At 42.1% G+C, this 12,955-nt stretch carries 9 protein-coding genes; 1 reads left to right on the top strand and 8 read right to left on the bottom strand.

Features of this window, described 5'->3' with window-relative positions; all coding sequences use genetic code 11:
- Positions 1-148: 148 nt before the first annotated feature.
- Entirely contained in the window at positions 149-700 is a 552-nt protein-coding gene (locus AC3CKG_RS25095; protein ID WP_488529983.1) for a recombinase family protein, read from the top strand.
- A 207-nt stretch (positions 701-907) separates the two neighbouring features.
- Here the strand turns inward: AC3CKG_RS25095 and AC3CKG_RS25090 are convergent, their stop codons facing one another.
- The 8 genes from AC3CKG_RS25090 to AC3CKG_RS25055 form a co-directional block, all read right to left on the bottom strand.
- Positions 908-1,276, bottom strand: a complete 369-nt coding sequence (locus AC3CKG_RS25090) for a hypothetical protein (RefSeq protein ID WP_102479431.1) — start codon at positions 1,274-1,276, stop codon at positions 908-910.
- 4 nt (positions 1,277-1,280) lie between these two features.
- On the bottom strand, positions 1,281-2,678 hold the full coding sequence (locus tag AC3CKG_RS25085; RefSeq protein ID WP_488529982.1) for a hypothetical protein: 1,398 nt from the start codon (positions 2,676-2,678) through the stop codon (positions 1,281-1,283).
- Positions 2,679-2,937: 259 nt separating this feature from the next.
- Positions 2,938-4,134: a hypothetical protein gene (locus AC3CKG_RS25080; RefSeq protein ID WP_488528624.1), complete on the bottom strand. Its 1,197-nt coding sequence runs from the start codon at positions 4,132-4,134 to the stop codon at positions 2,938-2,940.
- Complete coding sequence (locus tag AC3CKG_RS25075; RefSeq protein ID WP_488528623.1) at positions 4,127-4,903, bottom strand: M48 family metallopeptidase; 777 nt, start codon at positions 4,901-4,903, stop codon at positions 4,127-4,129. The genes AC3CKG_RS25080 and AC3CKG_RS25075 overlap by 8 nt, the downstream gene beginning before the upstream one ends.
- Complete coding sequence (locus AC3CKG_RS25070) at positions 4,903-8,175, bottom strand: type I restriction endonuclease subunit R (RefSeq protein WP_488528622.1); 3,273 nt, start codon at positions 8,173-8,175, stop codon at positions 4,903-4,905. Before AC3CKG_RS25070 ends, AC3CKG_RS25075 begins: the two co-directional genes overlap by 1 nt.
- Before the next feature lie 10 nt (positions 8,176-8,185).
- Positions 8,186-10,024, bottom strand: coding sequence for a cold-shock protein (locus AC3CKG_RS25065; RefSeq protein WP_488528621.1), 1,839 nt, complete (start codon positions 10,022-10,024; stop codon positions 8,186-8,188).
- 142 nt (positions 10,025-10,166) lie between these two features.
- On the bottom strand, positions 10,167-11,450 hold the full coding sequence (locus AC3CKG_RS25060) for a restriction endonuclease subunit S (protein WP_488528620.1): 1,284 nt from the start codon (positions 11,448-11,450) through the stop codon (positions 10,167-10,169).
- The gene (locus tag AC3CKG_RS25055; protein WP_488528619.1) at positions 11,440-12,954 is read right to left on the bottom strand and encodes a type I restriction-modification system subunit M; all 1,515 of its coding nucleotides are present in this window, start codon (positions 12,952-12,954) and stop codon (positions 11,440-11,442) included. Before AC3CKG_RS25055 ends, AC3CKG_RS25060 begins: the two co-directional genes overlap by 11 nt.
- Position 12,955: the final 1 nt, after the last annotated feature.

Here is a 12,955-nt window from a genome sequence, read left to right as displayed (position 1 = left end):
CCCACAGATTCAAAATTAACAATCTCGCAACTGTCCGAAATGTTATAATTTAGAAGACACCATAAAACAGATGCTTATAAGTGTCTATTTAATCGACAAAATCGAATAGTAGACAAGAAGTGTCTACTATTCGATATAGGAGACAGTTTTGAGGTTATTTGGGTATGCTCGCGTATCGACCAATCAACAATCACTCGATATTCAAATTAAGGCGCTAAAAAGTGCAGGCGTGAAACCGAGTAGAATTTTTAGCGACAAAGCTTCCGGCAGTAGCCATCAGAGGAAAGGACTCAAATTACTTCAAATGAAAGTGGAAGAAGGTGATGTGATTCTAGTCAAAAAGTTGGACCGATTAGGTCGTGATACCGCGGATATGATCAGTTTGATAAAAATATTTGATGGTATAGGTGTGGCCATCAAGTTTTTAGATGATGGGATCAGCACTGAAGGCGAAATGGGAAAGATGGTGGTCACCATCTTATCCGCCGTAGCCCAAGCTGAACGACAAAGAATATTGGAGCGAACGAATGAGGGGCGGCAAGAAGCTAGGCTAAAAGGAATTAAGTTTGGTCGTAAACGCTCTATTGATAGAAAACAAGTACATGATTTATATAAAGGTGGCATTGGAGCTACGCAAATTGCACGTCAATTAAAAATTGCTAGGTCAACGGTTTATAAGATATTAAACGACATTTCATGAGGTAATTTTACATTGATGGGGTTTGCGCCCATTTTAGCGAAAAGTCTAATGTAAGCTGTCAGCCCTTTATTTATAAAGGCTGACAGCTATGTTCTATCCTTCGTTATATTTCAATAAGGTCTTTACTGATCTGTTGGGAGTAGCGCAAGTAGTGAACTTGCGCTTGTTTGAGGGGTTATTTATATGCACTAAAGCATTTAAGTTAAATCAGAATGAAATACCTAGCCCTCTTTTAATAAAAGCTAAAAAACAAACCATAATCACACTCCACATTCCTAATGTATTAATCCACATAAATACCTTAAACTTTACAGAGTCAGTGGTGGATCGTTTACGAATAAATGGATACTTAACCCAATAATCAAAACAGCGACTACCAATCTCCCAAGATGCTTGATATCTAGGCCGCATATAGCCTTTTTCGTCATAATATTTATCTAGGTCTTTTGCTAGCTGCTGATCAATAAAAATAATATGCTTAAAGCTACCTAAAGACACGATAGCGTTCATAATAACTGCTGGAACAGCCCAAGCGGTAGCATAAGCTCCCAAAATAACCACTAACCAATTCAACACTTATTTACTCCAAAGCTTCTTCAACACTTTCGTATATAAAGTCACCTAAGGCTTTACCTGATGCAGCTCCCGCAACGCCACCTACAGCACCGCCAACAACAGCACCACTAATAACAGCAATAGCCAGCACAGGGGCGGATGCCGTCACAGCAACAGCCAAAGCAATGCCAACACCGACAGAGCCTCCTTTAACCCCTCCATACCAACCACCAATAAACCCCCAAACTTCACGGGTCGTTGTCTTTCCGCATTCGCCAGAGCCGCCTACTTTGCAAGCTTCATAAATGCTGTCTACGCCACTCGCAACGCCAATACCTAGACCGATATAACCTAACCCTCTCGCAGCAGAGATACCCTTAGCAATATTCGCGGTTTTCTTTCCAAGACTTGGCACAAAACCCGATTTCAATATTTCATCCGCGTGATGAATTACCGATTTAGTGGAGAGCTTTAAATTACGCTTAACCTGACGATAAGCTGGGATTTGGACACTGCGCTTGGAGAGCATCGCAAACGAGCCGTCCAACTTTTGAAATAACGTCGCTCGCTCTGCGATAAACGAACCGTAATTCATTCCACCGGTTCGGCTCGCCATAGCCACTTGTGACGCATACAAATCATTAATCTCTAAAACAACATTTTGGATGTTCTTTAAGTTCTGCTCAACAATCGCAGCCGTAGCCCCAACGCCAGTAGACACCTGAGCATAATAATCACTCGGTAATCCATCCTCTCTGATGCGTTTTTCTAACTGATGGGAGAATAAATCAAAGTGACGATGCAATGTCGCCACTTCTTCATTGTTCAGCTTAGCCAGTTCAGTACTCGCGGCTTGAGCCTCCTCTTTTAAATCCTTGAGAGCTTGCTTATCTTTCTCCTCAACAGGTTTCATTGTCGGTAGAACAACTATCTCTCCCTGCCTTACATAAGAATTCAAATGTCGATTCTGACCTTTAATGAAATTGATTGTTTTCTGAGAAGTCTCTGGGGTAAAGAGCCCATCCCACATCAAATCTAGTTGCCCTGTTTCTTCAACCTGATACCAACCAAGCATAAACACATTATCGAGACAAACCTCGGTAGGAATTTCAGAGAGAACATTCCGTTCTGGAGACGCTAGAGGGGAAGACGTGGGTATACTCCCTAAACTCGGAGAAGGAGAGGAGCTAGGAGCGAAGGAGGCCGTCTCTTGTCTCATTTTCGCAACAGTTTCAGCTTGCGCTTGCTTTTGGTCTATCAATGTTTGAGTTTTAGGCGCGACGATAGGGTTTTTCATCATCTTTTGTTGTTGTTCGGTTTGCGCCTCAAACATGGCGACCGCTTCATTATAGGTTGTCGTCGTACTTGGATCAGACCAATACATCGACCGGGAATGAGGGAAAGGGTAATTGTCTTTAGCCATCAGTCAGTTGCTCATTATTATATTCAGTAATGAGCATACCAATAATTTCAGGTGTTTATTATTCCTAGAAAGGCGTTTTGGTCAATTCACTGCTTTAAATGACATTTTGACTAGCCAAAGGCTCATAGTGAAAAATCGAATGTTAATAACAGCGAACTAACGAGCGACACGGTCACTTGTTTAGGCACAATAAAGTTTGTACACTAAATCAAGATTGGAATAATAAAGTTTGTACACTATATTGTTAAGAATATCAGATTCATTCTCTATCATCTCCCAACCTAACTTGATGTGCTGATATTTTCAGCTTTTCTGAGGGGTTAACCATCACATCCAATGCACCCCATACAGAGCCACCAAGAACCGCTATCGGGCGCTGCTGCATCACTATTCTTGATAGCGTATAACTATTCTCACAAAGGTATTGAAGTGAAATTTTTTGAGGATCAACCTCACGAAGTTCTTTAGTGCCTTTAAGGTGGCAAGACTTCTTTTTACATGTTTCACAGTTTTCCCCTTTCTTTTTAGCAAAAACTTCTTTCAACCGCCCCTGCTTTCTTGGCCCAAGATCTAGCCAAATTAAAGTTATATTCTCAGCAAAAAATTCATTTAGCTTTTCAGCTTCAAATGAAGAGCATAGCAAATACACACCAGAAAAATCTTTCCGATAATCAAATTCATACATTTCCCGAAACTTATGAAGGTATTGGCCAGAAACTTTCTCAGCAAAACTTTTCAACTCTGGGTCTTTAAACTCATGGTAGCTTTCCCAAATCCACTCGGCAAAGTCTTTCATAAGGCAACCTGGAGCAAATTTTATTGGAAAGAAATACTGGTCTCTTGTATCCCAAGTATCATGAATTTTAAAGCTCCTAGATCTTGTAGACGTTGACTGAACTCCTTTAGCTTTCAGAGGGTGATTGAATCCCTTTCCTTTCAGTAGTTTCTTTACTATCTTTAATGACTTATTGAATCCCAATTCGGGGAGCCTTTCTAAAGGTTTATTATGTATTAGGCACTTATCAGAAGCGCTCCAGAAATGACGAAAGTAACCATAACCAACCTTCTTAATTCCCTCTTCAATACAGAATTGGCAATATCTTATATCAAGATTCGAGGTAGCCCTCATTCTTGATCTCCGACCACTAAAGAAAGTTGGCTTTATTTGCGACGTATAATTGGTGGGGTTATCAAAGAGTAAATTGCCCTTACCGTTTACAGATAATTCCACGTCAATAATTTCTAACAATACATGATCAGGATACCTATAAAAAATATGTTCATAATCCTTCTGAACAAAAGGGCTATTTATCCAACCTCCTGAATTACCAATAATTCCTATTGGTTTAACATTTGGGTCATAAGCCCATAATGCTCTTAATAACGTACTATGAAGAGATTCATCATGAGGAGATTGGTCTCTCAACAACTGAATAAATTCTGGGCTGCTACTCATTCAAATACAACTCCGCCATGCCATCGAGCTTGCTTTTCACTTCTTTCCAATGCGGCATAACACTCGTCAGTAAGCGCCAAAATTTCTCGCTGTGGTTATGCTCTGCGATGTGGCAAAGCTCATGGAGGATCACGTAGTCAATGCATTCTTTGGAGGCTTTAATTAGATGTGGGTTGAGCATCAAGTTGCCTTTGGCCGAGCAGCTTCCCCATTGTTTACTCATGGGAAGAACACGAAAGCTCGGTATGCCATCAACCCAAGTGGCTTGCGGAAGCAATTCAGATAAACGTTCATGGAAAATACGCTCCGCACGTACCTTGTACCAGTTACGCACTAATGCTCGAACCATGGCTGTTTTGTCATCGTTAAACCGAGTTAAGGTGACCAGTAATTTACCGCGAGTCATTTTTACTGTTGGTAGTGCTTTGGCATCTTCCACGATCTTCAATACATAACGACGACCAAGGTAGAACTGCATTTCACCGCTGACGTAGTGTTTAGGTTGGACGTATTCTAAGTGGCTGCGGAAGTCTTTCAATGCATCGTAAATCCACGAAGCACGCTTCATCACAGCTTGATGAATGTCGTTACGCTCTGCATCTTCTGGAGCAGTAATCACCACCTCACAATTAGGATGAACCTTTATGGTGATTTTACGTTTCTTACCGTCCAAATGAGGTTTGCGGACGACTTCGTAACACAAAGCTTCGTCGCCATAGACGAAGCTGTATTCTTCTTTATTGCCTTCACTGGAACTTACCGACGTCATTAATGATGTCCTGACACGCCAAGGCGGGTAATTTTGATGACATCGGTAATGATGGCTTGGGTTTTATCCATGCCTACCGCTTTGAACAACACAGGGATTAACTTACGTCGGATCTGATTCTCTATTTCTTGAGGATTAATGGAAAACTCAGCAACAGCGGCGGTAACGATTTCATCGATTTGCAACGCATAGTTAAAGCACTTATCTTCTGACAAAACATGATCCCCTAAATGATGAGGGAACAGACCATAGAATGCCTGTACGTGTCGTTTTATTTTAGGGTCGAGTTCTGAGAAGCGATCCGCTGGCATACCTTCTACATCACGTTCTTTTACCTGCTCTTCAAAATCAGCAAATAGCAGATATTGCTTTACAGGTGCATCGAACATCTCTTTTGCTTGTTGAATTGCTTGCCTAAGCAGTTTCGAGAAGTATTCTTGGGCATACGGGTCATCGGCAAGGTCTTGTTCGATCATTTTAGTAACACGACCAGTGATCTTATCTTTTTGGTTGCGGGCTTCATCGTCGGTGAATTGCTCAGGCTTAATATCCCTCCCCATATTCCCAACTAGGTAAACGCCTTTCGATTCTTCAATTTCAACACCTGCAATATGCTTATCGAACATGGTGCGGATATTTTCAGCATACTCATCGTAATCAATAGTTTCTTCGGCATCTTCACGAACTTGCTTACGTAATTCAGCCATGGACTTGAGCGTTTTCTTATAGAGGTCGCGCTTATCGTCAAAGCTTTTATCTTCAAAGTAAGTTGCGGATTGCAGTGCCACTTTTAAACAATTTGAAAAAGCAGTGAGCGTAGAGTCGAAGTCATCACGTTTTTTCTGGTTGGTATCGGTAAGTTGCCCATCAATGGTATCAATTTTCGGAGCGAGCACTTGCCGTAGTGCTGGGCCATCTTGTTTGTTGGATACTTCGGCAAAAATTACCCACAGCTCACTGTATAAACCGGGTAGTTTTTTGTATTCCGTATCCATACGATTATAAAGACCTTTTAAGTCTTCAATATCAAAACCACCTTGAGTACGATCGGCAAGATCTTGATAGTCGGCAATGGTGGCATCCAATTCTTTCAAAATGCCACGGTAGTCGATGAGGTAACCGAACTCTTTCTTCTGATGCAGACGGTTTACCCGAGCAATGGCTTGGATCAGATTGTGTTGCTTCAACGGCTTATCGATGTAAAGCACGGTGTTCTTTGGCTCATCAAAGCCTGTTAGTAGCTTATCAACCACGATCATAATGTCAGGGCCATCATCCTTACCGAACTCTTCGATAATATGTTTAGTGTAAGCTTTTTCATCTTGACCAAAATCAGAGCTGAGTACATTCTCTTTCCACCAATTCTGAACGATATCCGTGCTTTCACCATCAACTGTATCGTGCCCCTCTCGCGTATCAGGCGAAGACATAGCAACAACCGAGGTTACCTTGCCTATTTTATCGAGAAGCTTCTTATATTGGATTGCAGAGGCTTTAGAGTCACAAGCAAGCTGGCCTTTTAAGCCCTGACGCTTAAAGTTTTGGAAATGATCCGAAATATCATGAGCAATAAGCTCGATTCGCCCCTCGGTTTGATAGATCTGACCTTTCTGAGCGAACTTCCTCTTCAAGTCGGTGCGCTGTTTTTCGGTCAGCTTATCGGTGATTCGATCAAACCATGCATCTAATGCTTTATCGTTGGTGCTCAGATCTGGCACACGCTCTTCATACAAGAGTGGCGTGACGGTTTTGTCTTCCACAGCTTGCTGCATAGTGTAGGAGTGGATGATTTTGCCAAACTTGTTTTCAGTCTTGTCGTCTTGTAACAACGGTGTACCTGTAAAGCCGATATAAGCGGCTTTCGGTAGAGCTTGCTGCATACGAATATTATTCTCACCGTTTTGGCTGCGGTGGCCTTCATCGACTAGAACGATCATATCTGGACTATCGTTGTAACATTCTTCCAACTCAATCGCTGTACCAAACTTATTGATGATGGAGAAAATAATACGCTCATTACCTTTACCGATTTGCTCGGCAAGACGTCGCCCTGTTGTTGCCATCGAGGCTTTACGATCTTTTTCTGATAGCGCACCACCAGAGGCAAAGGTACTCGCTAGTTGGTCTTCTAAATCAACACGGTCGGTTACGACCACTACTCGACATTTAGCCAGTTCTTTAATCCATATGAGTGCCTTCGATAAGAACACCATGGTGAACGACTTACCAGAACCTGTGGTATGCCATATCACACCGCCATTACGTGCGCCTTTCTCATCAAAAGAGGTCACACGTTCAATCAAGGCTTTGATGCCGAATACTTGCTGATAACGGGCAACAATCTTGCCCGCTTTTTTATCAAACAGGGTGAATAGCTGAGTCATTTCCAGTAGTCGGTCATGACGCAGTAGTGAAACCAATAAGCGGTCTTGGTCTGTCACCACTAACTCACCGCCAACAATCAGCGATAAATATTCATCACGTACTTTAGCTGGGCGATGACCAAAGATTCTATCTAGGCTGTTTTGCTCAAGAGGCTTGTTCTTTAAGCGCTCAAAAGTGGCTTCGGTGATCTCTTCTTCTTTCCACTTTGCCCAGAACTTACTTGGCGTACCACACGTTCCGTATAAACCTTCGTGACCATTAACCGACAGTAATAGTTGGCTATAAGCAAACAAATGAGGGATCTCATCGACCTTCTGATTGCGAATATTTTGAGAAATACCCTCAGCGACGGTCGGCTTACCTCCGTGGGACGAATCAGGACGTTTGGCTTCAATCACGACCCAAGGCAGGCCATTTACAAAGCAAACAATGTCTGGAATTCGGTTGGCAGTACCATGAGCATTTTCAACGACAAGTTCTTCGGTGAAGTGAAACTGGTTATTGTTAGGCGTTTGCCAGTCAATGACATTGATGGTTGGGCTGGCTTTCTTACCATCAACAAATTCGGTCACACCAATGCCGTAGGTCAGTGCGTTATAGAGTTTTTCATTCGCTGCTTTCAGCCCTTCATTCATAGCTGGGTTAGCTAACTCGTGGACAATTTTATCGATAGCTGCTTCTGATAACGGGTGATCTTTGCCCATGAATGAGTAGGTTTTGTGTTTCAACACATCACGTAAAACGTCAGGCAAAATCACCGTGGAGAGATTGCCACGCATAGCCATGCATTCACCCGGCGGAATAAATTGGTAGCCAAGATTGGTAAGCAAGGTTAGTGCAGGAATTTTTGAACTGAATTCTTCTTTAAAATTTGCCAACTGATTCATTTTCTTTTTCTCAATCCCAGTTCCGAACATTTCGAATTGAAGGCGAGTCTTTATATAACTCACGGTGTTTAAGAGGCGAGTTTGCTAACATGCCCACGTTCTGTTCTCTGTCAGCATGCTTGTTGCAACATGCACCACACGTGCATATATAACGTCCCTCGCTACACTTATCTGTAATTTCTCGGCTATCAATAAGTTCATGGCATTTGTAATATAAACAATGATTTATATAATATTTTTGACCAAATGCACCGCATCCTTCTGTGTTACAACTAAATACCGTTAATCGATAGGCCGCGTTCACAGGAGTTGTTATTAATTGTTTGGTGTTAGGGTCGATAGTCTTAACTTCCACCCTCGCGTACTTCATATCAGGTATCATCAAATTGCCGCAACAACGGCAGTTCAATCTCGAATGTAACTCACGAATTCTGTTTACATAACCCGCAAGTTTGATTGAGAAGTCACGCTTTGAAGGGGCACTCTCTACCGCATAGTTGATGCCATAATGCGCCAGCCAATCAAATACCGAAAAATCAAAATAGGGTTTTGTGAGATCAGGCATCACTTGGGGATCATGACACTCTTGTGAGCGACACAAAAAACGCGCCGCCCCCTCTTTTGGAGTCCAGTGGAATGCTTCACAGGAAAGGTGCATGTGGGGGTAACGGTACTTTAAAGTATTACATTGAGGAAAAAGCTTAAACAACGCTGAGTGCTCGATATCAATGTGTTTCGTTAATATAGCTTGCCAAAGTTTATGAAGAATCACTTTTTCAATATCATCATGGCCGTTGCCTGCAAAAATCAAAGGTAAACTCTCACTCAAGAACCACATTTCAGGGTCGTGCCACAACGCTTTATCATTTTGAACGTCACCGATAAAGCTCATGTCTTTAAAAAACATTTTCCGTTTAATCAAACAGGGCTTAATGATTGGCGCTATTACAGGGTGCTGGCAATAATCAGAAAATGAGTCAAATCGTTCTCTGTAAATATCACGAACAAAATCATCTACCTCAACCTGATTTTCGCGACTCACAGTTCCTTCAACAAACAGGTTCAACAAAGTAGAAAAAGGTACTTGGTTACCAAATTGCCCTTTCTCTTTCTCCCAATGTTTAGGATGTGGTGCTGCACAACTAAAAATTAAGTACAACACCGCACTTAATGAAAGGGCGTTATTCAACTGTGTTAAAGCATTGATACGTTCGGCTTCTGATATCGCCAATAAATGCTCACTAAGAGTAGCAAGGTTTGACGTTATATAGTTGGGTGACAAAAGCGCGTAACCAAGAGTGGCAATGCTGTCGGAGAAACCGAGCTTGCTAAACCCTGCGTTATCAAAAAGCACACTCCAATTTTTGCAATCACAGATCAATTCCGCAATCGATTGTTTATGTGAACTCTCCAAAGAGAGAGTACAGATAAATTTATGTCCGTACTCACTTTCACATAAACTTTTTAAGCAATCCTTTAGCTCTGAATTATTTTTAAGATTGAGCAGCGATGGCTCTTGTAACAGGTATGCCAATAGCGGGGCTATCGATCCCTCTCGGCCTTTTTTTAGCTCTTCATCAGTGATACCAAAAACAAAAATATTAAGAATATCTTCGTTAAATGGAAACAGTCTCGTTACGCTTTCTGCTTTAATTCCCTTTTTTCCAGCAACTTGAGTAAATAGAACCGAATCGCCCTCTTCTAGAGATGAGCAGTTTTCTAGTGATGATTTGTGAACAAAAGCGCTCTCTCCATTATCCATAGAAATGAAGCCAAAATCGTTTTCGCGGTCTGTTTTACTGTTATGACCACCAAACCATTTCACTTTGCCGAGGTGTAAAGTTGTCAATGTTACCTAACCTAACCAGACAATGCTGGCACCAACTGAATGACAAAATGGGCCACATTAGCAGCCCAAAATAGTGTTATTTTTATGCAGTAACCAAAGCTACGTTAATGTATTCTTAGCATTTACCACTAGGCGACAGGCTCTAAGATGACAGGGATACGTGACGCTTACCTGTTAAAAGTTGCTGCATCAACGCCTTTTTCTCTTGCTTGAAGTGCGCAAGCTTGGCTTCTAACAACTCGATTTCTTTGTCGGCAGCGGTGAGGACTGAGGCGATTTTTTGTTGTTCAGAAATAGGTGGTAAAGGAACGATAGTGTTTCTAACTTGTACCAAACTTATTTGTGGATATGCTTGACCTGTCGTAATTCTCTCAAAGTTGGATTGATATTTATTATCTTGCAAGCAGTAGAAAATGAAGTCGCTACAAACGTTTTCATCTTTTAATGTTACTTTTGCTATGTGCTGATTAATATTTGCTTGAGGATACTTATTTGGCAATCGACAAACTCTTCCAACGTTACCAGTAATCGTAATTAAAATATCTCCTGGATACACTTTAGATCTCGCCATTGCTTCATGTGCAGCATCGCAAATATAGTTGAGCCCTGACTCTTTAAACCCATTTTTACCTACACATTCACTTCTTAGAAACGGAATGCCATATTCTTGCCATTCAAAACCATAAGTCGTTGGAGTTGCTCCTTTTGTTATAAACGATGATAGTTTCTCTAGAGCTAATTCAGACCAGTCGTTAGGTAAACTTTCATAAGGTGTTTTAGATTTACGCCACTCCCCCACAAACGCTTTACCCGTTTCAGGGTCAAGCAAACGCTTTTGCCCCGTCAACAACTGCTGCATTAAGGCTTTTTTTTGCTGCTTGCTGACATCAATCAGCTTTTCTGTGGTAGCAATCGCTTTGTCCCATGCTGATAGGATTTTGGAGATTTTGCGTTGTTCTGGGAGTGGTGGAAGAAATACGTCTAAACCTTGCAGGTCTGTAGTATCTAACTTACCAGCACCAATTCCTGTACCTGTCACCATGTTCATCAAACGATGTTCATAGGTTAAAAACCAATACAGTAAAAACTCTGTAGTTAGTTCGTCTGCATGAGGAATAAGACACTTTACATCTTGATTAAACGACACTCTTCTTGCTGCGATACCCACAGGAATTTTATTCCAAAGCATGCTGCCTCGAACAAGCAGCAGTAGGCTATCTTTAGGTGCCATTTTCGCACCGTTACTGACAGCTAAATCAGTTATTTTTAGCTCAGACTTATTAAAATAATGCCCTCGCATTGAAGCTGCGCTAATCCAAGGAATTTCACCACTCCAATAATCAGGGTTGCTTTTTGATGGAGTTCCGCCTGATGACCACTTAGTAATGCTTGATAGTGGTTTAACCTCCCAACCATTAGGCACCATAACCTATCTCCTTTAGGTAACCCGCCATTTCAGCTTCAAGGTCAGCTAGTTCATTTTGCAGTGCCAAACGTTCTGTGCGAACAGCAACTAGGTCGATCTCTTCTTCTTCCTCAAAGGTATCTACATAACGAGGAATATTCAGGTTGTAGTCGTTCTCGGCAATCTCTTCTAGGGTCGCTAGGTATGAGTATTTGTCTGTGGTTTCACGTGCCTTGTAGGTATCAACAATCTTTTGAATATTGTATGGTGTGATCTGGTTTTGGTTTTTACCTGACTTGAACTCACGAGAGGCATCAATAAACAGTACCTTGTTATCATATTTCTGCTTTTTGAACAGAAGGATTGCCGCTGGAATCCCTGTACCAAAGAACAGCTTTTCCGGTAGGCCAATTACTGTGTCTAACAGGTTTTCATCAATCAGTTGTTTACGGATTTTACCTTCAGATGAAGCGCGGAATAGCACACCGTGAGGCACTACCACGCCCATACGTCCAGATTGCGGTTTAAGCGTTTCAATCATGTGTGAGATAAACGCATAGTCACCTTTGGTCTTTGGCGGAATACCACGGCGGAAGCGACCAAAATGATCATTACCAGCATCCTCAAAGCCCCATTTATCTAACGAGAATGGAGGGTTTGCTGTTACCACATCAAAGTGCAGCAGGCCGCCTTCTTTGTCTTGCAGCTTAGGGTTGCGAATAGTATCGCCCCATTCAATGCGGTGGTTATCTTCACCATGTAGGAACATGTTCATCTTCGCTAATGACCAAGTAGAGCCAATTGCTTCTTGGCCGAACAGCGCGTACTGCTTAGAACCAGAAAAGTTGTTTTGAACTTGCTTGCCGCATTTCATCAATAGTGAGCCTGAACCACATGCAGGGTCGCAAATTGTGTCGCCTTGTTGTGGCTCTAGAATGATAGATAAAAGGTCAGAAACTTCTGGTGGGGTATAGAACTCCCCCGCTGATTTACCGCTACCCGCTGCGAAATGTTTAATCAAGTATTCGTAAGCGTTGCCTATAACATCTAATGTACCCACGCGGCTTGGGCGAAGGTTTAGGGTCTCTTTACCAAAGTCTTCCAGTAGATGACGCAGGATGTCGTTCTTCTGCTTTTCATCACCGAGCTTGTCTGTGTTAAAGCTGATGTCTTGGAACACGTTTTTAAGCTTAGTGCCATTGGCTTCTTCAATCGCATGCAGGGCTTGGTCGATACGTGAACCGTTACCTGCTTCATGGCGAGCTTCGTATAAATCCCAGAACGTTGAACCTGTTGGGATCTTAAAAGACTGAGTTTCCATCATTGCTGCAATCAATTCAGGCTCGTCACCGTACTCTTTAGCCAGCTCATCCACTTTATCTTGATGCACATCAGAAATGTATTTAAGGAACAGCATGGTTAAGATGAAGTCTTTATAGATTGATGGATCTACGGTGCCGCGGAAGGTGTCGCAGGCTGCCCAGACGGCTTTGTTGATTTGATCTTGGTTGATTGGGGTATTCATC

It is taken from the genome of Vibrio sp. QJM3NY_15 (assembly GCF_057785995.1).
Note: the sequence above shows the minus strand (reverse complement) of the source record. Positions and strands in the feature narration are given on the sequence as shown.

Coding starts and splice junctions, on each gene's coding strand:
- AC3CKG_RS25085 (WP_488529982.1), bottom strand. CDS start 2,678: ATGGCTAAAGACAATTACCCTTTCCCTCATTCCCGGTCGATGTATTGG.
- AC3CKG_RS25080 (WP_488528624.1), bottom strand. CDS start 4,134: ATGAGTAGCAGCCCAGAATTTATTCAGTTGTTGAGAGACCAATCTCCT.
- AC3CKG_RS25075 (WP_488528623.1), bottom strand. CDS start 4,903: ATGACGTCGGTAAGTTCCAGTGAAGGCAATAAAGAAGAATACAGCTTC.
- AC3CKG_RS25070 (WP_488528622.1), bottom strand. CDS start 8,175: ATGAATCAGTTGGCAAATTTTAAAGAAGAATTCAGTTCAAAAATTCCT.
- AC3CKG_RS25060 (WP_488528620.1), bottom strand. CDS start 11,450: ATGGTGCCTAATGGTTGGGAGGTTAAACCACTATCAAGCATTACTAAG.
- AC3CKG_RS25055 (WP_488528619.1), bottom strand. CDS start 12,954: ATGAATACCCCAATCAACCAAGATCAAATCAACAAAGCCGTCTGGGCA.